The organism is Pseudomonas sp. FJ2-5-13 (assembly GCF_029201605.1).
Taxonomy (GTDB): domain Bacteria; phylum Pseudomonadota; class Gammaproteobacteria; order Pseudomonadales; family Pseudomonadaceae; genus Aquipseudomonas; species Aquipseudomonas lactis.
Genome location: NZ_CP104045.1, coordinates 83273 through 108809, shown reverse-complemented (window position 1 = coordinate 108809; position 25537 = coordinate 83273). Strand labels below are relative to the sequence as shown.

The window sequence follows — 25537 nt, the reverse complement described above, 5'->3', positions numbered from 1 at the left end:
CTGTAGAGCGTGCGTCTGATGCTCGACAGTCCCAGTCCGTTTCATTGTGGCCGTTTCGCGCCACCTTATTATTCGTCTACAGGAGTTACCCCATGTCCCGTCTTCGCCTGCTGTGCACTGCCGCTGTGCTGACCCTGGCTGCCAATGCCAACGCGAGCAGCCTGATCATGACGACCGACTCGATCGTCGGCGCTCTGAAGGCAACCTCCGATGCCACGTCTGATGCCACCTCATCCCTGCGCGACAACAAGGTCGTACAAGCGGCCCGTGACGACGCCGCCAGCTTTGTCGCCAGCGAAGGCGCCATCCGTGGCGTGAAACTGGAAAGCGCCCTGGCCCAGATCCGCCAACAAGCGCCACAGCTCAATACCGCAACCGATGCACAGCTGGCACAGGCCATCCTGGCTATCTGACCCACGGCAACCTGACGGGAGCGCCCGCCGCTCCCGTCTGGCTCGACGCTGGCTCTCGCCCGGCCGTTGCGCTAGCCTTGGCGCTCGCTTTCAGTTGTCGAGTCCCATGGCTTTTTCATACCGTTTATTGATTGTTCCTGTACTGTTTTGCGCCTGCTGGTCAACCATGGCTTCAGCGTTGGATGTGTCCACCCAGAGCACGGTTGTCAGCGTGTATGCCACCAGCAAAGTTACCTCTGCGCCGTTCGACAATAAGTTGGTCCTGGCCGCTCGGGATGATGCTGCCGCGTTCATTGCCACTGACGGCCAATGGCGGGGCGCACGCCTGGAGTCCGCGCTGGACTATCTGCGCCGCACCCAGCCAAAACTTCATGCAAGCGACCTTGAACTGGCGCAAGCAATTCTCGTCCAATAATCATCGTTGTATTTCTATCTTTGTCATTGGAGTCACCCCATGCGTAGCCCGCTGATCGTCGCCGCCCTCGGCCTGCTGTTTTTGGCCGACGTCACCCAGGCGCAAACCTTGAAGGCCACCAGCAACATCGTCGTGCGGGCTTCGGCACGCACCATTGATTTCACCTCGGACACCACCACCTCCATCCGCGACTCCAAAATCGTGCGCGAAGCCCACGATGACGCCGCCAGTTTCGTCGCCACCAATGGCGAGATCCGTGGCGCCCAGCTGGAAGCCGCGTTCGATACCCTTCGCACCCGCGTGCCAGAAGCCCGTGATGCCAGCGACCAGACCCTCGCAGAAGCTATCCTCGCTCTGTGAGGCGCCTCAAAACCTGGCTCCTGGCCGGGGCCGTGCTGCTGTGCGCAAGTACGGCCCAGGCCGGCCTGCAACTGCGGCTCAAGACCGAAGGCTTGAGCCCGGCCGAAGAGCAGGCCAGCCAGGCATTGCTCGATGAAGCGCTACGTTCATTGCCGCCGCGCTTTGTCGAGCAGCTGGATCGACGTATCGATGTCGGCTGGACCGACAAGATGCCTGAAAACGCCTACGGCCAGGCATCCCTGGTGTCCGAACTGGACCTCAACCAGAACCTGCTCGCCAGCCTGACTGACGGCAGCGCCGCCACCCAGAAAACCAATCGCCCCCACGGTACTGTGCGCCGGGAAATGCTCGCCACCGTGCTGCATGAACTGACCCACATCTATGACCGTGCGCGCCTTTGGCCCAAGGACGAGCGCATGCTGATCCAGCGCTGCAGCCGTCAGAACAACATCACCGGCTTGATAGGCTTGCCCGACCAGTGCCGTGGCCAGAACGACCGCCGCTTTACCCTCAGTGACGACCCGCGCCTGCTGGACCTTGCCGGCTGGCCACAATATGTGGGTCGGCGCGGCGAGCGTGAACAGCACAACCATCAGGTGGTACGCAGCCCGGACATCTACGAAACCACCAGCCCGCTGGAGTTCGTCGCGGTCAACATGGAGTACTTCCTCCTGGACCCCAGCTACGCCTGTCGCCGCCCAGCGCTGTTCCGTTATTACAAGGATCACTTCGGCTGGGCTCCACCCGAACAAGACACCTGCGCCAGCACCTATCCCTTCCTGAACGCAGGCAACGATTTCGCCAAGACACCCCTGGGCCAGATCGATCCGGAACGCGTGTATGAAATCGACTACCTGCTGGCCGAAGCCAACCAGAACCTGGTAAGCCGTTGGGGCCATAGCATGTTGCGCCTGGTGATTTGCGCCCCGGGCCGCCCACGTGGCCCGGATTGTCGGCTGGATCTGGACCGGCACCTGGTCTTGTCTTACCGCGCCTTCGTCGGTGACGTTCAGCTGTCGAGCTGGGATGGCCTGGTGGGCAAATACCCGTCGCGGCTCTTCGTCCTGCCGCTGGCCCAAGTCATTGATGAATACACCAAGACCGAACTGCGCGGCTTGGCGTCGGTGCCGCTGAAGCTCAGCCGCCAGGAAATCAACGACACCGTCGAACATGCGGCTCAGATGCACTGGAGCTATGACGGCAACTACTTCTTTATCTCCAACAACTGTGCGGTCGAAAGCCTGAAACTGTTGCGCAGTGGCAGCGCCAACCCGCAATTGACCGGCCTGGACAACATTACCCCCAACGGCTTGCTGGAAGTGCTCAGCGCCCGCGGCCTGGCCGACACCAGCGTATTGAACGACAAGCGCGAAGCCCTGCGCCTGGGGTATCACTTCGATTCGTTCCGCGAGCGCTACCAGGCCATGTTCGACGTGTTGCGCAAGCAACTGCCGATCAAGCAGACCCAGGTCGAAGACTGGTTGTCCCTGGATGCGCAAGCGCGTCGCCAATGGTTCAGCCAGGCCGACCTACGTACCAGCGCCGCATTGTTGCTGCTGGAACAGGCCAGCTATCGCAAGCAATTGATGCTCGCCCAGGACGAAGTCAAACAACGCTACCTCAATGCCCGCGAACTGAAAAACGGCGGCATGGAGAAAGCCAACAATACGCTGCAGCAAATTCTCGCCAACAGCGGCTTCCTCAGCCGCCCAGCCGAGTTGCTGGACAGTGGGGGTTATGGCCTGCCGCAACCTTCGGAAGCCAAGCGCCTGGAATCAGAAAGCGCCGAACGCCAGAAGCAGTTGCAGTCATTGACCGGCGAGTTGGATAAGGAGGTGAGGGCGCTGCTCGATCCGTCTCGCGCCGCCGAGATTGCCGCCTGTGAGGCCAACCTCAAACAGGTGGGTGAGCATTTGCGAGCCTTGCACAAAGCCGCCGGCGGCCTGGAACTACCCTGATATTCTGGCAGCGACGACTGGCTTGCCCTTGTAGGAGCGAGCTTGCTCGCGAAAAACTCACAGGCGCCGCGTTTATTCAGAACGCGCGCGTTATCGTTGACGTTTTTCGCGAGCAAGCTCGCTCCTACAAGAACAAGAACCTGAAGATTGGTGCCTGCCCTTCATCAGCTGTTTTCTCAGCGAAAGCTGGCTGAAAGCTTCCCCGTCTAGGATCGCCTCCACTGCCGGCAACAGACCGGCTGTTAACAACAACAATGGTGATTCCCGATGTCCGCTCGTACCCGCCTGTTCGCTCCAACTCCACCCGTACGCCTCGTGCCTTTCGTTCTGCGCTGACCGCCACTCGGTCCGCCATTCCCTAGCCGCGCTACGCCTGGAGTATTCCTATGCTGACTTTCCTTGGCTTTGCCATGGTCATCACGTTCATGTTCCTGATCATGACCAAGCGCCTGTCTGCGCTGATCGCCTTGATCATCGTGCCGATCCTGTTCGCGCTGTTCGGCGGTTTCGCACCGAAGATCGGCCCGATGATGCTCGAAGGCATCACCAAGCTTGCGCCGACCGGCGTGATGCTGATGTTCGCCATCCTCTATTTTGCCTTGATGATCGACTCCGGCCTGTTCGACCCGGCCGTGCGCAAGATCCTCAAGATGGTCAAGGGCGACCCGCTCAAGGTGTCGGTCGGCACCGCCGTGCTGGCCTTGGTGGTATCCCTGGATGGTGACGGTGCCACCACCTACATGATCTGCGTCGCGGCCATGCTGCCGCTGTACCAGCGCATCGGCATGAGCCCACGGATCATGGCCGGCCTGATCATTCTCGCCGGTGGCGTGATGAACATGACCCCCTGGGGCGGCCCGACCGCGCGCGCCGCCAGTGCGCTGCATGTAGACCCGTCGGACATCTTCGTACCGATGATCCCGGCCATGGCCGCCGGTGTCGTGGCGATCCTGGTGATTGCCTACATGTACGGCAAGCGCGAACGTGCGCGCCTGGGTGAACTGCACCTGCAGGGCGACGAGATCGACCACAGCGAAATCAGCGTGTCGCAATTCCCCGACGCTCGCCGCCCAAAACTGATCTGGTTCAACGGCGCCCTGACCCTGGCGTTGATGTGCACCTTGATTGCCGGCCTGTTGCCGCTGCCGGTGCTGTTCATGGTGGCGTTCAGTATCGCCATGATCGTCAACTACCCGTGCCTGCAGCAGCAGAAGGACCGCGTCGCGGCTCACGCCGGTAGCGTATTGGCGGTGGTGGGTTTGATCTTCGCCGCCGGTATCTTCACGGGCATCCTGTCGGGCACCGGCATGGTCGACGCCATGTCCAAGAGCCTGCTGGCAGTCATCCCCGAAGCCATGGGCCCTTACCTGGCGGTGATCACCGCGCTGGTGAGCATGCCGTTCACCTTCTTCATGTCCAACGATGCGTTCTACTACGGCGTACTGCCGGTACTGGCCGAAGCCGCCAGCCATTACGGCATCACCGCTGTGGAAATGGCGCGGGCGTCGATCGTCGGGCAACCCGTGCATTTGCTCAGCCCACTGGTACCCTCGACGTACTTGCTGGTTGCCCTGGCGGGCATCGAATTCGGCGATCACCAGCGCTTCACGCTCAAGTGGGCAGTGCTGGTGTGCCTGTGCATAATGTTCGCCGCATTGCTGATGGGGATTTTTCCGCTGTTCAGCACTCTATAATCGTACCGACTCACTCACCGCGCGGCGCTACAGCTTGCGCGGTTAACACTTGCTCAAAGGAATACACATGGAATGGCTGACCAATCCGGAAATCTGGATTGCCTTCTTCACCCTGACGGCCCTTGAGATCGTCCTGGGCATCGATAACATCATCATGATTTCGATCCTGGTCAGCCGCATGCCCAAGCATATGCAGGCACGCACTCGGATCTTCGGCCTGGCGTTGGCCATGGTCACGCGCATCCTGTTGCTGCTGTCGATCACCTGGGTCATGCAACTGACCGCCGACCTGTTCGTGGTGTTTGGCCAGGGCATATCCGGTCGCGACCTGATCCTGTTCTTCGGTGGCCTGTTCCTGCTGTGGAAAAGCTCCCAGGAGATGTACCACGCCCTGGAAGGTGAAGATGAAACCCAGGACGAGCCCAAAGGCGCCGGTGGCAAGTTCATCTACACCATTATCCAGATCGCCATCATCGACATCGTGTTCTCCCTGGACTCGGTGATTACCGCCGTCGGCATGGTTTCCCACGTGCCGGTGATGGTTGCCGCCATCGTCGTTGCGGTATTGGTGATGATGCTGGCTGCCGGCACTATCAGCGAATTCATCGACAAGCACCCGTCGCTGAAAATGCTCGCGCTGTCGTTCCTGCTGGTCGTGGGTACCGTGCTGATCGCTGAATCCTTCGACGTGCACGTGCCAAAAGGCTACGTCTACTTCGCCATGGCGTTCTCGCTGGCGGTGGAAGCGGTGAACATCAAGATGCGTACCGCCATCGCGAAAAAGAAGAAACAGCAGGACCCAGTGAAACTGCGCAAGGATATTCCGGGTCAGTAAATTTGACCCGCTGTGAAGAAGGGGGCTTTCGAGCCCCTTTTTTTCATCCGCAAAAAAATTGATTTCATGACAGTTTTGTTTCAATCCCAAGTTTAGCTATGCGATGCTGGCGCAGAGCCCATTCGCCAACTACAGCTTAGGTACAAGACGTAGAGCGGCACGCGGTAACTTTCCTTCGCTCCTTTTGGAGCGCACCCACACGGGGGGCCGAGCATGCTGACCTTGCTCAATCTGCTTTCCGCCGTGACCCTGCTTATCTGGGGCACGCATATCGTCCGAACCGGCATCCTGCGGGTCTACGGTTCCAACTTGCGCCAAGTCATCGGGCAGAACATGTCCAAGCGCTGGCTGGCATTTGTCGCCGGTATCCTGGTGACGGCCATGGTGCAAAGCAGTAACGCCACCGCGATGCTGGTGACTTCGTTCGTCGGCCAAGGGCTGATGAGCCTCACGCCGGCCTTGGCCACCATGCTTGGCGCCGACGTCGGTACGGCTTTGATGGCGCGGGTGCTGACGTTCGATTTGTCCTGGCTGTCGCCGCTGCTGATCTTCCTCGGGGTGATTTTCTTCCTGTCGCGCAAACAGACGCGGGCAGGGCAGTTGGGCCGGGTCGGGATCGGCCTGGGCCTGATCATCCTCGCGCTGCAATTGATCGTCGAAGCCGCCGGGCCCATTACCCATGCCCAGGGCGTCAAAGTCATCTTCGCTTCGCTGACCGGCGATATCTTGCTGGACGCCCTGGTCGGCGCGCTGTTCGCGATGATTTCCTACTCCAGCCTTGCCGCAGTATTGCTCACGGCCACCCTGGCCGGTGCCGGCGTGATCGGTTTGCACGTGGCCATCGGCCTGGTGATCGGCGCCAACATCGGCAGCGGCGTACTGGCTTTTCTCAGCACCAGCATGCAAAACACTGCCGGTCGCCAAGTGGCCCTGGGCAGCCTGTTGTACAAATTGATCGGTCTGTTGCTGATCATTCCGGTGCTTGACCCGCTCGTGGGCTGGATGGACGGCCTGGACTACAGCGTTCAGGGCATGGTCATCACCTTCCACCTGCTCTACAACGTCAGCCGTTGCCTGATCCTGTTGCCCACCATCGGGCCCATGGCACGCCTGTGCGAATGGCTGCTGCCGGAACGCCCCGAAACCAATGGCAAAGCCAAGCCACGCCATCTGGACCTGGCCTCATTGAATACCCCAAGCCTGGCCCTGGCGAACGCTGCCCGCGAAACCCTGCGCCTGGGTGACTTGATCGACAATATGCTTACCTCGATGCAGGAAGTGCTGCGCGGCAACCAAACCGCCGTTACCCAAGAAATGCGCAGCCTGAGCGATGACGTCGAAGCGCTCTACAGCGCGATCAAACTCTACCTGGCGCAAATGCCTCGGGAAGACCTGAGTGAACAAGACAACCGCCGCTGGGCCGAGATCATCGAGCTGTCGATCAACTTGAAATTGGCGGGTGACCTGATCGAACGCATGCTGCGCAAGGTCCAGCAACAGAAGACCTCGCAGCGCCGGCAATTTTCCGAAGTGGGCCTGGAAGAACTCAGCGGCCTGCACAGCCAGTTGATCGCCAACCTGCGCCTGGGCCTGTCGGTGTTTCTCAGCGGCGACCCGGAAAGCGCCCGCCAATTACTGCGAGAAAAGCGCCGCTTCCGCGCCCAGGAACGCCGCCTGGCCCACGCCCATGTCAGCCGCTTGCAGCGCAAGATCGTGCAGAGCCTGGAAACCAGTTCCCTGCATCTGGAGCTGATTGCCGACATGAAACGCTTGAACTCGTTGTTTTGCAGCAGTGCTTATGTAGTGTTGGAAACGTCCGACACCGGCGCGCTCTCTGCCGAAAGTATTGCCGACATCACCCATTCGCCCTGAACGTACGCCCGCGAGCGAAGTCAGTTAACAATGGACCTCATTCGCCAGGAAGCTTGTTATGCGTCGCCTGTTACTCGCCTGCCTGCTCTTGGGCTCGGCCCACACCTTTGCCTTTGACCGCCTGCAAGTCGAGGGCTACACCTTGCCCAACGGCCTGCAACTGCTGCTCAAACCGGGCACCGAGCGTGGGCACGTGGCTATTCGCCTGGTGGTTGGGGTGGGCCTGGACGACTTCGGTTGCGACGAAAAAGAACTGCCGCACTTGTTCGAGCACTTGCTGTTCAGCGGTATCGACGGCGGCGGCGAAGGCGACCTCGAAGACCGTATGCAAGCCCTCGGCGGCGAGTGGAACGCCTACACCAGCAACGCCGACACCACCTTCGTGATCGAGGCGCCCGCGCAGAACCAACGCAAGGTGCTGGACCTGCTGCTGGCAATCCTCACGCGCACGCAACTGACCGACGCCCATATCAATGCCGCCAAGCAAGTGGTGGAGCGCGAAGACGGCGGCCATTACTCACACTTGCAACGCCTGCTGGATCGCCAGGACCTCGGTCACAGCGCCAGCAACCAATTGGCCGTGGAGTTGGGCCTCAAGTGCGCCGAACGCGCCGAGGTCAACCACCTCACCCGCGACCAGTTAGAGAAGCTGCGCAACGAATGGTACGCGCCGAACAACATGACCCTGATCGTCGTCGGCGATCTCGACAAACTGCTGCCTGCCTACCTGGAACGCACCTATGGGCAACTCGAACCCGTGGAGCCGAGCGAACATCGCCCCCTCCCCGAAATCCAGCATACCGCCGCCAGCCATCGCGACCTGATCCGCGGCTGGGTGGGCGATGGCGCCAAGCTGCACTGGCTGTTCCCCGAGCCTGTGCTGGACGACCAGCATGATGAAACCTACAACCTGCTCAAGGATTACCTCGACTGGGCACTGTACCGGCAACTGCGCCTCAAGCACGGTTTGTCCTACGGCCCCTGGGTAGAACGCGAAGTGCTCGGCGGCGTTGGATTCCTCAGCCTGAATGCCGACCTTGAGCGGGAAAACCTCCCTGAAGCCGAGCAGGTCTTGCAAGACCTCAAGGCCCAACTGCTCAAGGACGGCCTCGACCCAACAGTATTCACGCGCCTGCAACAGGCCGCCATTGCCCGCCAAGCCTGGGCGGTGCAGGGCAACAGTGCTCTGGCCGACTATTACTGGAGTGCGGCCGGCGACTACTCCAATGGGCGTTTCAGCGACCCGGTCAAACGCATCAAGGCCGTAAGCCTGGCGCAAACCAACCAGGCCATGCGCGAAGCGTTCCAGCAGCCGGGCTACTGGCGCATCGAAAAACCGCTGTTGAGTTATGACGCGTTGACCTGGATCGGTGCGGGCGTGCTGGGCCTGATAATCCTTGGTTTGATCGGCTTGAGGCTTTATCGCAAACCTGTTGAGTAATGACGCACAGAATATCGGGCTAAGGCGTTATTCTGTCTGAGATTTTTCCCACAACCAGTGAACCGCCCATGCCGAACTTGCCGCCCCTCATCCAGCGCGTTATAGAACTGATCAAGCGCTACCCAGGGGTGATTGCACTCGGCGGTTTTATCTCGGGGGTCGGCAGCTTCATTCTGGTAGACCGCCAGCAGGGCATGGCCAGTTGGATCGCGGTGATCATGCTGGTGAGCTGGTTGTGGCTGATGCTGGAGAACAGTTTTACGCAGTTGTTCACCAAGGTCTTCAATCGCGAGATCCCTGAACCGCTGCTGCGCTACGCCACCCAGATGATCCACCAGGAAAGTCTGTTTTTCGTCCTGCCCTTCTTTTTCGTCACCACCGCCTGGAACAGCGGCCAATCCCTGTTCACTGGCCTGCTGGGCGCGGCGGCGCTGGTATCGATTATCGACCCGCTGTATTACAAATGGCTGGCGCCCAAACGCTCGCTGTTCCTGGCCCTGCACACCCTGACCCTGTTCGCCGCGCTGCTGACCGCGCTGCCGATCATCATGCACCTGACCACCGCCCAGAGTTACAAACTGGCGTTGGGTGTAGCCATGGTCTTGTCGATTCCAAGCCTGGCCGTCAGCCTGCCGCTGCGCAGCCTCAAGGGCTGGGCGATGCTGCTGGGGGTAACGGCCGCCATCGGCTGCGCCGGCTGGTTCCTGCGCAGCTGGGTACCGCCCGCGACCCTGTGGATGACCGAAGTCGCCATCAGCACCCAACTGCAAGACCGCACGCCGGGCGACGACCTCAAGCAAGTCACCGCCGCCCAACTGCGCAGCGGTGGGCTGTATGCGTACACCGCCATCAACGCACCACGCGGGCTGGATGAGCGGATCTACCATGTGTGGAAATTCAACGGCCAGGAAGTCGACCGCATTGCCCTGGACATCCATGGTGGGCGCAAGGAAGGCTATCGTGCCTGGACCCATAAGCAGAATTTCCCGGGTGACGCCGTGGGGCGCTGGCAGGTGCAGGTGCTCACCGAAGACGGGCAAGTCATCGGCGTTCTGCGCTTCAAGGTGATAGACACAGCACAAGCGGACAACCCAAAGTAAGCCGGATCGTGCTATTACGTAGCAATTGTGGATAGCCAAACAAGCTCGGAGCTTATGACCACTCGCACGACGGCCGGCGCGGCCCATCTTGATACGTCCAGCACCCCGCCTTCGCTACGGATTACCGGCGACTGGACGCTGGCCCACTACGCCCACCTGAAGAAGCTGTCGGCCACGCTCGACGGCCAATACGACGCCGGTGCCCGCATTGACCTCAACGGCCTCGGTGCGCTGGATACCGCCGGCGCCTCGTTGCTGGTGGAGTTGCTGGGCCCTGCGCGTATCGAACACTCTGCCGAACAGACCGATTGCACCCTGGCAGCCGCCGACCGGGCACTGCTCAAGACCGTCTACCGCTCCCTGAATGACTTTTGCGTACCGCTCAAAGAGCCGGAAGAGGCCGCCGGCATTCAAGTCTTGGCCCGCATCGGCCGCGCAGTAGACACGGTCTGGCAAGACGCAATGAAGCTGTTGGGCTTTATCGGCCTGATCCTCGAAACCTTCGCCCGCGGCATTTGGCGGCCCAAGCGCTGGCGCCTGACGCCCATGGTCGCCCACATCGAACAGACAGGCCTGGATGCGGCGCCTATTGTCGCGCTGCTGACCTTTCTGGTGGGCGCCGTCGTGGCCTTCCTCGGCGCCACCGTGCTCAAGAGCTTCGGCGCGACGATCTTTACCGTCGACCTGGTGGCTTTCTCCTTCCTGCGCGAATTCGGCGTGTTGCTCACCGCAATCCTCATCGCCGGGCGCACCGCCAGTGCATTCACCGCGCAAATCGGTTCAATGAAGGCCAACGAAGAAATCGACGCCATCCGCACCCTGGGCCTGGACCCTATGGAACTGTTGGTATTGCCCCGCGTGCTGGCGCTGCTGGTGGCGTTGCCGATGCTGACCTTCCTGGCGATGCTCTCGGGAATCGTCGGCGGTGGTGTGGTGTGTGCCGTGGCTCTGGATATTTCGCCGGCGATGTTTCTTTCGCTGCTGCAATCGGACATTGGCGTGCAGCACTTTCTGGTGGGCATGGTGAAGGCGCCGATCTTTGCCTTTTTGATCGCGGCCATTGGCTGCCTGGAAGGTTTCAAAGTCAGCGGCAGTGCCGAATCAGTCGGCGCGCATACCACGTCGAGCGTGGTGCAATCGATCTTTGTGGTGATCGTGCTGGATGCGGTCGCGGCGATGTTTTTCATGGAGATGGGCTGGTGAGTCGTCTACGCCGTGCGCCCACTGAGGCGGTGATTGAAGTGCGTGGCCTGTGCAATCGCTTTGGCAGCCAAAGCGTGCACGAGAACCTCGACCTGGACTTGTACAAAGGCGAGATCCTGGCGGTGGTGGGTGGCTCTGGCAGCGGTAAATCCGTGTTGTTGCGCAGCATCGTTGGCCTGCGTCGCCCCAGTGAAGGCGAAGTTCGGGTGTTCGGCAAAAACCTGCCGAGCCTGCCTGAACATGAACGCTCACTGGTAGAGCGCCGCTTTGGCGTGCTGTTCCAGAAGGGCGCGCTGTTTTCCTCGCTGACGGTGACCGAAAACGTGGCCCTGCCCTTGATCGAGCACGCCGGCCTCAGCCGCGCCGATGCCGAGCACTTGGCGGCGGTCAAGCTGGCCCTGGCGGGGTTGCCGCTGTCGGCGGCCGACAAATACCCGGCCTCGTTATCCGGCGGCATGATCAAGCGCGCGGCCCTGGCCCGCGCACTGGCCCTGGACCCGGACATCCTGTTCTTGGACGAACCCACCGCCGGCCTCGACCCGATTGGCGCGGCGCAATTCGACCAACTGATCCTCACCCTGCGCGATGCGTTGGGCTTGAGTGTGTTTTTGGTCACCCACGACCTCGACACGCTGTACACCATCACCGACCGTGTGGCGGTGCTGGCGCAGAAGAAAGTGCTGGTGGCCGACGCCATCGATGTCGTGTCGGAAACGGACGACGCCTGGATTCACGAATATTTCCACGGCCCCCGGGGCCGCGCGGCATTGGATGCCGCTCAATCGCTCAACGAGGTATGACATGGAAACCCGAGCCCATCATGTGATGATCGGACTGTTCAGCGTAATTGTGGTGGTCGGCGCGATGCTGTTCGGCCTGTGGCTGGCCAAGTCCAGCGTGGATACCGCCTTCCAGGATTACGAAGTGATCTTCAACGAGGCGGTCAGCGGCCTGTCCCAGGGCAGTGCGGTGCAGTACAGCGGCATCAAGGTGGGCGACGTGATCAGCCTGCGCCTGGACCCCAAAGACCCGCGCCGCGTCCTGGCTCGCATCCGCCTGGCCGGGCAAACGCCGATCAAGGAAGACACCCAGGCCAAACTGGCCCTGACCGGCATCACCGGCACCTCGATCATCCAGCTCAGTGGCGGCACCCCGCAGAGCCCGGAGCTCAAGGGCAAGGACGGCAACCTGCCGGAAATCATCGCATCGCCATCGCCCATCGCGCGCCTGCTCAATAACAGCAACGACCTGATGACCAGCGTCAACCTGCTGCTGCACAACGCCAACCACCTGTTCTCGCGGGAAAACGTCGAACGCCTGAGCAACACCCTGGACAACCTGCAACAAACTACCGGCGCCATTGCCGAGCAACGCGGCGACATCAAGGTGGTGATGCAGCAATTGATGCAGGTGAGCAAACAGGCGGGCGCGGCGCTGGAGCAAACCACTGTGCTGATGCGAAGCGCCAATGGCTTGCTCAGCGAACAAGGCAAGCAAGCCTTCGGCAGCGCCGAGCAGGCGATGAAATCCCTGGAGCAAAGCACCGCCACCATCAATACCTTGCTGACCAATAACCAGGACTCGGTAAACAGCGGCATGCAGGGCCTTAACGAACTGGCGCCAGCCGTGCGCGAGTTGCGTGAAACCCTCGGCTCGCTGCGCGCCATCTCTCGCCGCCTGGAAGCCAACCCCAGTGGTTACCTGCTGGGCAGCGATAAGAACAAGGAGTTCACGCCATGAAGCGTGCTTACCACATGATCGTCCCTATGGCCCTGGCACTGGTCAGCGCCTGCTCGATCCTGCCCAAGCCGGACCCTTCGGACGTGTACCGGCTGGCGTCCGCCCAACCGGCCAGCCAAGGCACGCCGGTGAGTTGGTCGCTGCGCGTGACCAAGCCACAGACCAGCGAGTTTCTAGACAGCCCGCGCATCGCCGTGGTGCCAGATGGCAACTTGATCAGCAACTACGCGAACTCGCGCTGGAGCGACCCGGCGCCGGTGCTGCTGCGTAATCGCCTGCTGGATGGCTTTCAGCGCGATGGGCGCGTGACATTACTGAGTACCGACGAGACCAACCTGCAAGCCGACTATGAGCTGGGCGGGCAGTTGCAGGCGTTTCAGAGCGAGTATCGGGGCAAGGCGGTGGAGGTGGTGATTCGTCTCGACGCGCGATTGGTGCGTGGACGTGATCAAAGAATTATCGCCAGCCGTCGGTTTGATGTGAGGCAGCCGGTGAGTGACACCAAGGTGCCAGCGGTGGTGGCTGCTTTTGGCCAGGCCGGGGATCAGTTGAATAAGCAGGTGGTGGATTGGGTAGTGAGTCAGGGCAATACAGCACTGAAACCTTGAGGACCTCATCGCAGGCAAGCCAGCTCCCACAGTTTGATTTGTGAACACAGTCAAATGTGGGAGCTGGCTTGCCTGCGATAGCGATTGTGGCCTTAACCAAAAAACCAGTAGCACACCGAAATAGCCGCCACTACACCAGCAAACTCCGCGAACAACGCACACCCCACCGCATGCCGCGCCCGCTGGATGCCTACCGAGCCAAAGTACACCGCCAACACATAAAACGTGGTTTCCGTACTGCCCTGAATCGTCGCCGCCACCAACGCCGGGAAGCTGTCAACACCCTGGGTCTGCATGGTCTCGATCAGCATCGCCCGCGCCGCGCTGCCGGAGAACGGCTTGACCATCGCGGTCGGCAGCGCGTCGACAAAGCGCGTATCCAGGCCCGTCCAGGCCACCACATGGCGAATCCCTTCAAGGCCGAACTCCAAGGCCCCCGAGGCACGCAACACGCCAACCGCGCACAGCATCGCCACCAGATAGGGCAACAGGTTCTTGGCTACGTCGAAGCCTTCCTTGGCGCCTTCGACAAAGGCCTCGTACACCTTGACCTTGCGCAACGCGCCGATCACTAGGAACAGCATGATCAAGCCAAACAGTGTGAGGTTGCCCAGGATCGACGACAAACCGGCCAGCGCCGTGGCAGACAGGGTCGCCAGCAGCGCCATGAAGCCGCCCAGCAGCAACGCGCCGGGGACCAGATAGGCCAGCACCACCGGGTCCCACAGCCGCAGGCGCTGCATGACTGCCACCGACAGCAGGCCCACCAGCGTCGACGCACTGGTGGCCAGCAGGATCGGCAGGAACACCAGCGTCGGGTCCGCAGCGCCTTGCTGGGCGCGGTACATGAAGATAGTCACCGGCAACAGCGTCAGCGAGGAGGCATTGAGCACCAGGAACAGGATCTGAGCGTTGGTCGCCGTATTGGGGATGGGGTTGAGCTCTTGCAGCGCCTTCATGGCTTTAAGGCCGATGGGCGTGGCGGCGTTGTCCAGGCCCAGGCCGTTGGCGGCAAAGTTGAGGGTGATCAAACCGATCGCGGGGTGCCCGGCGGGTACTTCCGGCATCAAGCGGCGAAACAGCGGGCCGAGGGCCTTGGCCAGCCAATCGACGATCCCGGCTTTTTCGGCGATCCGCAGAAAGCCCAGCCATAACGTCAGGGTACCGAACAGCAGCACCATGACTTCCACCGACAATTTGGCCATGGCGAAAATGCTTTCGACCATCGCCGCGAAGATCAAGGCGTTACCACCCACCAGCCATTGCGCCAGTGCTGACACCATTGCCACGACAAAGAAGCCAAGCCACAGGCCATTGAGCATCAGATAAGTCCCCCGAAAGATGGGGCGAATGATAACGGGGCTGGCAGAAACGACAAACCCCGGAATTCTCCGGGGTTTGTTTTCGATCAATCTGCAATCAGCTACGGGTGGCTTGTGCCGTAGGCAGGGCTTCCTTGCTGCGCCAGTGCGGCAAGGAATTCCAGTAGCGCTCGCCCTTGGCATCGTCGTACATGCCTTCCCAACGGGAGATAACCAGTACGGCCAAGGCGTTGCCGATCACGTTCAGGGCGGTACGCGCCATGTCCATCACACGGTCGACACCGGCGATAAACGCCAAGCCTTCCAGCGGGATGCCCACGCTGCCCAGCGTCGCCAGCAATACCACGAAGGACACGCCCGGCACGCCGGCGATACCTTTGGAGGTCACCATCAGGGTCAGTACCAGCATCAGTTGCTGGCCGATCGACAGGTCGATGCCATACAGCTGGGCAATGAAGATTGCTGCGATGCTCTGGTACAGGGTCGAACCGTCGAGGTTGAACGAATAACCGGTCGGCACCACGAAGCTGCAGATCGCTTTCGGCGCGCCGTAGGCTTCCATCTTTTCGATCACACGCGGCAGCACGGTTTCGGAGCTGGCGGTGGAGTAAGCCAATACCAACTCATCCTTGAAGATGCGGATCAGCTTGAGAATCGAGAAGCCAAACAGGCGTGCGATCAAACCCAGTACCGCGAAGGCGAAGAACAGGATCGCGACGTAAACCAGGATCACCAGCTTGGCCAGCGGCAGCAGCGAGGCGAAGCCGAAGTTGGCGACCGTCACCGCGATCAGCGCGAATACACCGATAGGCGCGTACTTCATGATCATGTGGGTGACTTTGAACATGCTCTCGGACACGCCCTGGAACATGGTCACCAGCGGCTCGCGCAGCTCAGGCTTGAGGCTCGACAGCCCCAGGCCGAACAGCACCGAGAAGAAGATGATCGGCAGCATCTCGCCACGGGCAACAGCGGCGAAGATGTTCGAAGGGATCAGGTTGAGGATGGTCTCGATGAACGCATGTTCATGCTGCACTTCGGCAGCAGTCGCCTGGTACTTGGAGATATCGACGGTACCCAGAGTACTCATGTCGATGCCTGCGCCTGGGTGGAACAGGTTGGCGAGCAACAGGCCTACCACGATGGCGATGGTGGTGACGATTTCGAAGTAAAGAATGGTTTTGACGCCGATACGACCGAGCTTTTTCGCGTCGCCGACACCGGCAATACCGACGATCAGCGAAGAAATCACAATCGGGATCACGATCATCTTGATCAAGCGGATAAAGATATCGCCCGCCGGCTGCAACACATTGCTGATCCACCAGGCCTTTTCAGCACTGAAATGGTTGAGTACTGCACCGATTGCAATGCCCAGTACCAAACCGATGAGGATCTGCCAGGCGAGGCTTAGCTTTGCCTTCTTCATGTCATTACCCTTGCTTCAAGTGGACTTACGGCAAATGCGCCAGCTGCAACGCTCGAAAGCGAAAAAGTGTGTGCATCTGCCTCCATGGAAGGTCACCGCAGCGTGGCCGAAATGGCTTACTGGCAGGCGAAAAAAGGCGCAACTATTCCCATGCAAGGGAGCGACGTCTAATGCCGTAAACGCCTACCCTATGCCGAATCGGCATGGCTTTTTTTGAAAATATTTGTCCAAACGGTCAGTTCGTATCCGCCATTCAGGCGGGTGAATATGCCGTTGAGCAGCCAAATCAGGCTCGCGCAGAGATACTGGACGTCTCGGATTGGTTGGCAGAAATGTCTGAGAAATCCATCACCTAGCGCCAGAAAGATCCTATAGCGCGGATGAAAAATTCTCGATAGATGGTCACGCCGACATACCCAGTAATGGTTAGCCAGAGGCAAAAAGCAAAACTGCGGCTATGGGCGGCATGAAGTGCGGGCATGAGAGTCATAAGCCCGCCGCAAGTTCAGCAAGCTTGAGGTCTTGTGAACTTGCGTCGCAGCTTTTCGCCTGACCCGGCCCTTGCGCAGGTACTCCCTGTACCCGTAGGTCACGCCGATCCTGATCGATCAGAGCAACCCGGCCCCTTGGTCATGCATCGCTCAAGGAGCGATGCAAACAGAAAGAAGCACAAAGGCTTCTTTCTATGGACGCCGGCTCCGTCAGACGGAACCTAGTACCAATTCGGATCTTTCTTGAGCTGCTCCATCAGCAGCTTTTGCATACCCTCGTCCGGCTTACCGATAAAACGGTAATCGGCGTGCCGCGTCGGGGACTTGTCCGCCGGCAAACCGGCCGGTACTTCCACCAACATGGCGTAGGCATCTTCCTTGTCGAGGCTGAAGGCAACGATCAGGCGCTTGTTCAGGCAGGTGTCTGCGGTTTCGCAGAGCGGCCCGACCAAGTACTTGTCGCCATCTTCCTCAACGGCATTCATTTGCTCGGCCGTGCCCGACAGGTTCATCACCCACTCGGGCAGGCGCTCTTCTTTCTTCACCACGTCTTGCCAGGTTTCACGGTACTGCGGATCCGCGCTGAGCAATTCGTTAGCCCGGGATTGGCCGTCATTGGCGGCCAAGGCCAAGCCGCTACCGCCCAACAGCAGGGCGGCAGCAAGGGCTTTAAAAGGCAGGTTGGCCATATTCAACCTCGGCCTTTGCGACCAAAGAAGAACGAAGCGATGAACATCACCAGGAAGACCACAAACAGGATCTTGGCGATGCCGGTAGCGGTGCCAGCGATACCACCGAAGCCCAGGACTGCAGCCACAATGGCGATGATCAGAAATGTGATTGCCCAACTCAACATGGTGATTCTCCTTATGCTTCTATAGGGGTAACAGCGGTGATGCCGTGCAGCCGCTCAATACAAGCGACGTTTTTTGCCTAGAACACCCAACGGTCATGGGCCGGCAGTTCATCCAGGGTGGAACCCTGCTCTACCAGGCTCAATTGCGGGGCAGTCACATCGGCGCTGGCGCTGCCAATGGAACGAAAATGGGTCTGGGTCATGGCAGGACGTTCAAATTGCGGGGCTGGCTGCGCGCGCTCTTGCCAATGCTGCAACTGCTGGCCGGCGATCAACGTGACCATCAAGGCCAGGCTGGCAAACAGGCCCTGCTGCAAGCGCAGCGGCGATACACGCAATTGGCTGAGGCTTAGGCGAGTCATACTGCATTGCTCCCGCATTCTGATTATTCGTTCATGACGCTCTTGGGGGAGATATTGCAGAGTGCATGCCAGCTTTATTGCAAAATAAAACTCAATAAAATCAAGTAGTTATACTTGATCAATAGATTCGCCGCCTAGCATCCTGCACGATGCCTCCTTGCAGGCCGTGCGAAATGCACGATGGCAAGTGGTCGGAACCAGCCACCCAGCGCACGCATCGAAGGATCGAAGGGCGAACGGAAGGGAAAATGCGCTCAGACGACGTCTGTAGGAAGGCGCGCAGATAGCTGCACGAAGAAGCCTTTTATGAATCAGAATAAACCATGCAACTTGCCCGATTATTCCGGGACTAAACACCATCACATTTATAGTTAAGGAGTGCGGGACAGATGGAATCAGCCAAGGAACTTCAAGGCCGCATTCTTTTAGTGGATGACGAATCTGCGATCCTGCGCACCTTCCGCTATTGCCTGGAAGATGAAGGCTATACCGTCGCCACCGCGAACAGTGCCGCCCAGGCCGATGCCCTGATGCAGCGTCAGGTGTTCGACCTGTGCTTCCTCGACCTGCGCCTGGGCGAGGACAATGGCCTGGACGTGCTGGCCCAGATGCGGGTGCAGGCACCGTGGATGCGCGTGGTGATTGTGACCGCCCATTCGGCCGTGGATACCGCCGTGGACGCCATCCAGGCTGGCGCCGCCGACTACCTGGTCAAACCGTGCAGCCCAGACCAACTGCGCCTGGCCACCGCCAAGCAACTGGAGGTGCGTCAGCTCTCGGCGCGGCTGGAAGCGCTGGAAGGCGAAGTGCGCCAGCCTAAAGACGGCCTGGACTCCCATAGCCCGGCAATGATGGTGGTGTTGGAAACCGCGCGGCAGGTGGCCGGGACAGACGCCAACATTTTGATCCTCGGCGAGTCCGGTACTGGTAAAGGTGAGTTGGCCCGGGCGATACACGGCTGGAGCAAGCGCTCGAAGAAGTCCTGCGTGACCATCAACTGCCCGTCTCTGACCGCAGAGCTGATGGAAAGCGAACTGTTCGGCCACAGCCGCGGCGCGTTCACCGGCGCCAGCGAAAGCACCTTGGGCCGAGTGAACCAGGCGGACGGCGGTACGCTGTTTCTCGACGAGATCGGCGATTTCCCCCTCACGTTGCAACCCAAGTTGCTACGGTTTATTCAAGATAAAGAGTATGAGCGTGTGGGCGACCCGGTCACCCGCCGCGCCGATGTGCGCATCCTCGCAGCCACCAACCTGAACCTGGAAGACATGGTGCGCGATGGCCGCTTCCGTGAAGACTTGCTCTACCGCTTGAATGTCATCACCTTGCACTTGCCGCCGCTGCGCGAACGCAGTGAAGACATCCTGACCCTGGCTGACCGCTTCCTTGCCCGCTTCGTCAAGGAATACGCACGCCCGGCGCGCGGCTTCAGTGATAATGCCCGCGAAGCGCTACTCAACTATCGCTGGCCCGGCAATATCCGCGAACTGCGTAACGTGGTGGAACGCGCCAGCATCATCTGCCCTCAGGAGAAGGTGGAGATCAGCCACCTGGGGATGGCCGAGCAACCGGCCAACAATGCACCGCGTATCGGCGCGGCTTTGAGCCTGGATGAGCTGGAGAAAGCCCATATCGGCGCCGTACTTGCGACCAGCGACACACTGGACCAAGCGGCCCGCACACTCGGCATCGATGCGTCGACGCTGTACCGCAAACGCAAGCAGTACAACCTTTGAACAGGACCTTATGAAGCTCGCGATGAAACTGCGCACCCGGTTATTCCTGAGCATCTCAGCGCTGATCACCGTGGCATTGCTGGGGTTGATCCTGGGCTTGGTCAGTGTCATGCAAATGGCCAAGACCCAGGAATCGCTGATCCGCAGTAACTTCATCACCCTGGACCTGGGGCTCAAGTTGCGTCAGAGCCTGGGCGACCAGTTGATCATGATGCTGGAGAAGCGCCCCGACCCGGACGCGCTGCAAGCCTCCAAGCAACATTATTTCGACCTGTTGGACCAAGGTATCGCCCATGAGCAGATAGACGGCAAAAATCATGGTTTCAGCCAGGCACGCTCCGATTACCAGAAGCTACTGGAAGCGTTTGACCAATCCCAACAGGCATCACCGCCCGCAGGCAGCAAAGAAAAGCTGACTGAAACCTTCAACATATTGCGCAACGGCCTGATCGCCGATCACAAGCGGGCGCTGGAAAATATCAGTACCAGCGAGCATAAATCCCGCGAGCGCGCGTTGTTGATTGCCGGCCTGCTCGGGCTGGTAGGGCTCGCGGTGCTGATCATCGGTTTCGTCACGGCCCATGGCATCGCCCGGCGCTTCGGTGGCCCCATCGAGGCGCTGGCCAAGGCCGCCGACAAGATCGGGCAGGGCGATTTCGAAGTCACCCTGCCGATCTCCTCCGCAGCGGAAATGAACCTGCTGACCCGCCGTTTCGGCATCATGGCCGAAGCGTTGCGCCAACATCAGGCCACTAACATCGATGAGCTGCTGGCCGGCCAACAGCGCCTGCAAGCGGTGCTCGACAGTATCGATGACGGCCTGTTGATGATTGATCGCCAAGGCTGCCTGGAGCACCTCAACCCTGTGGCGCAGCGCCAATTGGGCTGGGATGAGGAGCGGCTCGGCCAAGGCCTTGGCGAAGCCATGGGTCGCGCAGAAATGGATGAACAGCTGCAACTGGTGCTGCGCGGCGGCAACCTGGAGCGGGCCCCGGATGATCTGGAGGTGGAAGTCGAGGGTGAATTGCGCCTGCTGACCTACAGCCTGACCCCGGTCAGCCATACCCAGGGGCACATTCTCGGAGCCGTGATGGTGCTGCATGACGTGACTGAACAGCGCGCGTTCGAGCGGGTGCGCAGCGAGTTCGTGTTGCGCGCCTCCCATGAGCTGCGCACGCCGGTTACCGGCATGCACATGGCCTTCGGCTTGTTCCGTGAGCGGGCCAAGTTCCCACCGGACTCCCGCGAGGCGGACCTGCTAGATACGGTCAATGAAGAGATGCAGCGCCTGATGCAGTTGATCAACGACCTGCTCAACTTCTCGCGCTACCAGAACGGCCTGCAGAAACTCACCCTGGGCACGTGCGACGTCACCGACTTGCTGGAGCACGCACGGGCTCGGTTTACTGAGCCTGCGAACGCCCAGCACATTGAGTTGCTGGTGGAAGCCCAACCTGAGTTGCCACGGCTATATGCCGACCAAGTGCAACTGGAGCGGGTGCTCGACAACCTGCTGGGCAATGCCCTGCGCCACACCGCCGAAGGCGGGCAGATCCGCCTGCAAGCACGACGCCATGGCGAGCGGGTGATTATCAGCGTCGAGGATAACGGCGAAGGTATCGCCTACGGCCAGCAAGGGCGGATCTTCGAACCCTTTGTGCAGGTGGGCCGCAAGAAAGGCGGTGCGGGCCTGGGCTTGGCACTGTGCAAGGAGATCGTGCAATTGCACGGCGGCCGCATGGGTGTGTACTCACGGCCGGGGCAGGGTACGCAGTTCTATATGGCATTACCCCTGTAGGAGCGAGCTTGCTCGCGAAAAACGTCAACGATAACGCTGTGCTGTCAGGCAGCCCGCGTCGTCTATGCGTTCTTCGCGAGCAAGCTCGCTCCTACATTATTATTTTTACACCATCAGCGGTGATTCAAGGCGCGCAGGATTGCGGCGCTTTCAGCATCCGGGGTGCCGTCAAACAATGACGGGCGGAAACGCATCTGGAATGCGGCGATGACATGCCGCGTGGCCACATCCAACTCGCCGGTCTGCGGCGTCTGGTAGCCCAGGCGCGCCAGTTCTTCCTGGAACCAGGTAATGCTCGGCAACTGCGCGGCGTACTGCACCTGAAACCGGGCCACTGCCTGGGCATCCGGCCACACGGCCAGACCTTCTGCCGCTAAGCGCTTCCAAGGGAACAACGGGCCTGGGTCCAGCTTGCGCAGTGGGGCGATGTCGCTGTGCCCGATGATGTTCTTGGGGTCGATGCCGTTGCGCTTGCTGATGTCCTTGAGCAGCACGATCAGCGACTGCACCTGCGCTTCGGAATACGGGTACCACACACGCCCCGTCGGCGTATCGCTGAACCCTGGGTTGACGATCTCGATACCGATGGAACTGGAATTGAGCCAGGTGCGCCCCATCCACTCGCTTTCCCCTGCGTGCCAGGCGCGCTGGCTTTCATCCACCAGCTTGTAGATGGTGCCGGAGGCGTCGTCGCCGATCAGGTAATGGCTGCTGACCTGGCCATGGGTCAACAGCGCCAGGGAACGTTCAAGGTTGGTCGAGGTGTAATGCACCACAACGAACTGCACGCGATTGTCGTGGTTGACCGAAGGATGGCTGGTGTTCAGGCGCGGGCCATTGGCGCAGCCGGCGAGCAGAAGAAACGCTAAAGCGATATACAAGGATTTCATGGCGAGAGGCAGTACACTGAAAGACGATAATGCAACAGTGTAACGTACGACTCACGGCCAGGCGGTCAAATTACAAAATGGAACATCTTTTATGCCGCCTGCACCTGATTACGCCCCGCGGCCTTTGCCCTGTAGAGCGCTTCATCGGCACGCTTGAGCGCCAGGTCACTGCGCTCGCCGGGTTGAAACTGCGCCACGCCCATGGACACCGTGATCGTTACCGGCTCACCCTTGAAGTGGAACGGGCACGCGGCAATGGCCTCACGCAATACTTCACCTACGGCCAAGGCATCCGCCAAGGTCGAGTCGGGCATGAGCAGCACAAACTCTTCACCCCCAAAACGCGCGATGAAGTCCGTCGGCCGCAGGCGCTTGCTCAGCACATTGGCGATGATCTTCAAGACTTTGTCCCCAGCCAAGTGACCGTAACCGTCGTTGATGCGCTTGAAGTGGTCCAGGTCGAGCATGGCCAGCGACAGGCTGTCACCGCGCTGATGCCAGGCGTTGACTTCGTAATCGAGGCGTTCGCTCCACGCCGCACGGTTGGGCAAGCCGGTGAGCGGATCGATCAAGGCCTTCTGGCGCTGCACTTCCAGGTGCTCGCGGTAGCCCTGGGCCTCCTGCTCCATATGGGCCACGCGTTCAGCCAGGCCTTTTAGACGTGCGGCCACTTCCTGTTCGCGCAGGTCACGCTGCTGCTGGTGTTCGTCCATGGTGCCGAGCAAGCCTTCAAGGTGGCTTTCGAGCACCTGCTTGAGGCTGTCCAGGTCGGCGGCGTCCTGCACGCTGCTTTGCAGGCCGTCGACCTGCTCACGAATCTGCGTGTCCAACTCCCGCGCGGCCAGGCTGCTGTCGGCGTGGCCCTCGCTGGCGACCTGCAGATGGCCCTGGAATGCCTCGAGACGCTCGTTGAGCTGCTTGAGATAAGCCTCGAACTCATGCTGGCCACTGTCGGTGATCGCCAGCATCAGCACCGCCAGGTCATCGAGGATCGGCAGCAGTTCGTACCAGTTCAAGCCGTGGGCGAGACGCTCACGCATCGCCTCGGCCTGGGGCTGGTGACGTTCGGGCAGGGAAAGATCTTCCAGCAGGCCGAGCAAAGTGCCTTCAATGTGCTTGGCCACCGAGCTGTAAGACGGTTCAGGCGAATCGGGCAGGGCGTAGGTGCCGTCCGGTTGCAGTTCGTCAGGCTCGGGGCTTTCCAGCACGGGGGGTAATGACAAGCTGCCGATGGTGGTCTCATCCGGCGTTTCAACTGGAATCGGCGGCGGCTCGATAAAGGCGGCGAGTGCGCTTTCGTGAGCAGGCTCCGCAACTGGCGGCGCCTGCACGTCGGGTTCAGGTAATTGCGCAGGCGCCGCAATCGACGGCAGCTCTGGAGCGCCGAATACCGGCGTTTCGCTGGCGACCTCTTGCACTTCGGCCGCTGCCACAGGCGCAGGCTTCAAGGGTGGCAAAGGCGCAAAGGCACGCAAGGCTTGGGTCAACTCTTCCGATTGCGCAGGTTCTTCCGGTTCGGGCGCGGGTTTAGGCGCTGCAGGCGTTGGCGGTGCCAATTGCGCTACCGGCATCGGCTCAGCGTCAACCGGGGGCGCTTCACTGGCGGCCTCTTTACTACCGAACAGGCGTTGCAACAGGCCCGGCCCGGGGCGTGTGGTTTCGCCATCCGGCTCCAGATTATTCAGCGCCTGCCCCTGCAGGCTGCTCAGCTCACTGAGTAGCAGGGGTATCTCCCGCGCTTGCGCCACGCGACCATCGAGTTGCTTGGCGAAGGTTTTCAGCGGACGAGCCACCTCGCGGGGCAGCGGCAGCTTTTGCAACTGGGTGACCAAGGCGGTGAGCGCGGTGCTCATCTGGTCGACGCGGGTTTCACGGCGCTGCTCCGAATCCAGCACAGCCTTTTCCAGACGCGGCAGTAAAGCGGCGAGGGCAGCATCCATGTCGTCCGTGCGCACGACATCGCGCATTTCCTTCATGCATTGATCGACGGCGCGGTCGGTGCCTTCAGCGGCCAGCGTGCTGCGCACCAGCCCGCGGCGCAGCAAATCGAGGCGGGCAGCCCAGCGGCGTTCGAGTTTGTCTTGTTGCTCGATGCTCTGAAGGTACTTCTCTTTCCAGCGCTGGGCGTCGTCGCTCATGCAAGGGGTCCGCGAGGGCCTGGGCTCAACGCGGGTAATGCATCAGCCGTGAGCGAGCCCGGCAGACGAATCTCTACCGCGACCGGCAGGTGATCGGAAATGGGCTGCGCCAGCACCTGCACACTTTCCAGTGTGAGGCTTGGGCTGAGCAGGATATGGTCCAGACAGCGTTGCGGGCGCCAGCTGGGAAACGTGGCTTCGACTTGCGGGGCCAGTAACCCCAGGTCGCGCAGCGGAGAATTCTGCAGCAGGTCGTTGGCATGGGTGTTCATGTCACCCATGAGCACCTGGTGCTTGTAGTTACCAATCAATTCACGCACGTAGGCCAGTTGCAGGTTGCGCGTACGCCCCCCGAGGGCCAGGTGCATCATCACCACCACCAAGGCTTCCGGGCCTTCGCCAAAACGCACAAGGATTGCCCCGCGGCCTTTGGGGCCTGGCAAGGGGTGATCTTCAATGGCAGTGGGTTTGAGACGGCTGAGCACGCCGTTGCTGTGCTGTGCCAGGCGCCCCAGGTTGCGGTTGAGTTGCTGATACCAGTACGGAAAAGCACCCAACTGAGCCAGGTGTTCCACCTGGTTGATATAGCCGGAGCGCAGGCTGCCGCCGTCGGCTTCCTGCAGGGCGACCAAGTCGAAGTCACTGAGCAGGTCGCCGATTTTCTGCAAGTTACCGGTACGCCCCTTGTGTGGCAGCAGATGTTGCCAGCCACGCGTGAGGTAGTGCCGATACTTCTCGGTACTGTTGCCCACCTGGATATTGAAGCTGAGCAGGCGCAAGCGGCTATCTGCCGGCAGGCCTGTGGACTCCAGGTGATGCTCATTGACCTGCGGTTCATGCAGGCCAACGACACGCTCGGTACCCCAGCGGCGCATG

At 60.5% G+C, this 25537-nt stretch carries 23 protein-coding genes; 15 read left to right on the top strand and 8 right to left on the bottom strand.

The annotated features are described in order from the left end of the window. Positions 1-92 precede the first annotated feature (92 nt). The 13 genes from N2A98_RS00525 to lptE all read left to right on the top strand — a co-directional run bounded on the left by N2A98_RS00525 (position 93) and on the right by lptE (position 13639). Entirely contained in the window at positions 93-413 is a 321-nt protein-coding gene (locus N2A98_RS00525) for a DUF2388 domain-containing protein (RefSeq protein WP_034136006.1), read from the top strand. 106 nt (positions 414-519) lie between these two features. Continuing rightward, the gene (locus N2A98_RS00520) at positions 520-828 is read left to right on the top strand and encodes a DUF2388 domain-containing protein (RefSeq protein ID WP_044270310.1); all 309 of its coding nucleotides are present in this window, start codon (positions 520-522) and stop codon (positions 826-828) included. Positions 829-867: 39 nt separating this feature from the next. Next, on the top strand, positions 868-1188 hold the full coding sequence (locus tag N2A98_RS00515) for a DUF2388 domain-containing protein (protein ID WP_078804116.1): 321 nt from the start codon (positions 868-870) through the stop codon (positions 1186-1188). Continuing rightward, the gene (locus N2A98_RS00510) at positions 1185-3146 is read left to right on the top strand and encodes a DUF4105 domain-containing protein (protein WP_078466249.1); all 1962 of its coding nucleotides are present in this window, start codon (positions 1185-1187) and stop codon (positions 3144-3146) included. Before N2A98_RS00515 ends, N2A98_RS00510 begins: the two co-directional genes overlap by 4 nt. Before the next feature lie 386 nt (positions 3147-3532). Continuing rightward, the gene (locus tag N2A98_RS00505) at positions 3533-4840 is read left to right on the top strand and encodes a CitMHS family transporter (RefSeq protein WP_003187405.1); all 1308 of its coding nucleotides are present in this window, start codon (positions 3533-3535) and stop codon (positions 4838-4840) included. Positions 4841-4907: 67 nt separating this feature from the next. Next, the gene (locus N2A98_RS00500; RefSeq protein ID WP_003187403.1) at positions 4908-5675 is read left to right on the top strand and encodes a TerC family protein; all 768 of its coding nucleotides are present in this window, start codon (positions 4908-4910) and stop codon (positions 5673-5675) included. 213 nt (positions 5676-5888) lie between these two features. Further along, positions 5889-7547 (top strand): Na/Pi cotransporter family protein, encoded by a 1659-nt coding sequence (locus tag N2A98_RS00495; RefSeq protein ID WP_003187402.1) that lies wholly within the window; start codon positions 5889-5891, stop codon positions 7545-7547. A 58-nt stretch (positions 7548-7605) separates the two neighbouring features. After that, positions 7606-8988 carry a pitrilysin family protein gene (locus tag N2A98_RS00490; RefSeq protein ID WP_275622873.1) on the top strand — a complete coding sequence of 461 codons (1383 nt, stop codon included), beginning with the start codon at positions 7606-7608 and terminating at the stop codon, positions 8986-8988. A gap of 68 nt (positions 8989-9056) precedes the next feature. Then, positions 9057-10088 carry a DUF5924 family protein gene (locus tag N2A98_RS00485; RefSeq protein WP_003187399.1) on the top strand — a complete coding sequence of 344 codons (1032 nt, stop codon included), beginning with the start codon at positions 9057-9059 and terminating at the stop codon, positions 10086-10088. 54 nt (positions 10089-10142) lie between these two features. After that, a complete protein-coding gene (locus tag N2A98_RS00480; protein ID WP_044270304.1) occupies positions 10143-11291 on the top strand; it encodes an ABC transporter permease in 1149 nt (382 codons plus the stop codon). Then, positions 11288-12091, top strand: a complete 804-nt coding sequence (locus N2A98_RS00475; protein WP_069558372.1) for an ATP-binding cassette domain-containing protein — start codon at positions 11288-11290, stop codon at positions 12089-12091. Before N2A98_RS00480 ends, N2A98_RS00475 begins: the two co-directional genes overlap by 4 nt. A 1-nt stretch (position 12092) precedes the next feature. Further along, positions 12093-13031: an MlaD family protein gene (locus tag N2A98_RS00470; protein WP_003187394.1), complete on the top strand. Its 939-nt coding sequence runs from the start codon at positions 12093-12095 to the stop codon at positions 13029-13031. Further along, positions 13028-13639, top strand: a complete 612-nt coding sequence (gene lptE / locus N2A98_RS00465) for an LPS assembly lipoprotein LptE (protein ID WP_275622872.1) — start codon at positions 13028-13030, stop codon at positions 13637-13639. The genes N2A98_RS00470 and lptE overlap by 4 nt, the downstream gene beginning before the upstream one ends. A 92-nt stretch (positions 13640-13731) precedes the next feature. Here lptE and N2A98_RS00460 read toward each other — a convergent pair whose 3' ends face one another. The 5 genes from N2A98_RS00460 to N2A98_RS00440 form a co-directional block, all read right to left on the bottom strand. Next, entirely contained in the window at positions 13732-14961 is a 1230-nt protein-coding gene (locus tag N2A98_RS00460) for a spore maturation protein (RefSeq protein WP_044270299.1), read from the bottom strand. A gap of 97 nt (positions 14962-15058) precedes the next feature. Then, a complete protein-coding gene (gene gltP, locus N2A98_RS00455; RefSeq protein ID WP_003187390.1) occupies positions 15059-16390 on the bottom strand; it encodes a glutamate/aspartate:proton symporter GltP in 1332 nt (443 codons plus the stop codon). 712 nt (positions 16391-17102) lie between these two features. Beyond that, a complete protein-coding gene (locus tag N2A98_RS00450; protein ID WP_032894297.1) occupies positions 17103-17570 on the bottom strand; it encodes an inhibitor of vertebrate lysozyme family protein in 468 nt (155 codons plus the stop codon). Between the two features lie 2 nt (positions 17571-17572). Next, the gene (locus tag N2A98_RS00445) at positions 17573-17737 is read right to left on the bottom strand and encodes a DUF1328 domain-containing protein (protein ID WP_003187386.1); all 165 of its coding nucleotides are present in this window, start codon (positions 17735-17737) and stop codon (positions 17573-17575) included. Between the two features lie 77 nt (positions 17738-17814). Further along, positions 17815-18099, bottom strand: a complete 285-nt coding sequence (locus N2A98_RS00440; protein ID WP_275622871.1) for a hypothetical protein — start codon at positions 18097-18099, stop codon at positions 17815-17817. Positions 18100-18488: 389 nt separating this feature from the next. Between N2A98_RS00440 and algB the strand changes: the two genes are divergently transcribed. Together algB and N2A98_RS00430 are read left to right on the top strand one after the other, a co-directional pair. Further along, positions 18489-19835: a sigma-54-dependent response regulator transcription factor AlgB gene (gene algB, locus N2A98_RS00435; RefSeq protein WP_003187383.1), complete on the top strand. Its 1347-nt coding sequence runs from the start codon at positions 18489-18491 to the stop codon at positions 19833-19835. Between the two features lie 10 nt (positions 19836-19845). After that, positions 19846-21633: an ATP-binding protein gene (locus N2A98_RS00430; protein ID WP_044270296.1), complete on the top strand. Its 1788-nt coding sequence runs from the start codon at positions 19846-19848 to the stop codon at positions 21631-21633. A 113-nt stretch (positions 21634-21746) separates the two neighbouring features. On the opposite strand, the gene N2A98_RS00425 is transcribed toward N2A98_RS00430, so the two are convergent. The 3 genes from N2A98_RS00425 to N2A98_RS00415 form a co-directional block, all read right to left on the bottom strand. Next, the gene (locus N2A98_RS00425) at positions 21747-22523 is read right to left on the bottom strand and encodes an N-acetylmuramoyl-L-alanine amidase (protein ID WP_003187380.1); all 777 of its coding nucleotides are present in this window, start codon (positions 22521-22523) and stop codon (positions 21747-21749) included. An 89-nt stretch (positions 22524-22612) separates the two neighbouring features. Then, positions 22613-24661: a diguanylate cyclase gene (locus N2A98_RS00420; RefSeq protein ID WP_275622870.1), complete on the bottom strand. Its 2049-nt coding sequence runs from the start codon at positions 24659-24661 to the stop codon at positions 22613-22615. Then, positions 24658-25536 (bottom strand): endonuclease/exonuclease/phosphatase family protein, encoded by an 879-nt coding sequence (locus tag N2A98_RS00415; protein WP_003187377.1) that lies wholly within the window; start codon positions 25534-25536, stop codon positions 24658-24660. The genes N2A98_RS00420 and N2A98_RS00415 overlap by 4 nt, the downstream gene beginning before the upstream one ends. Position 25537: the final 1 nt, after the last annotated feature.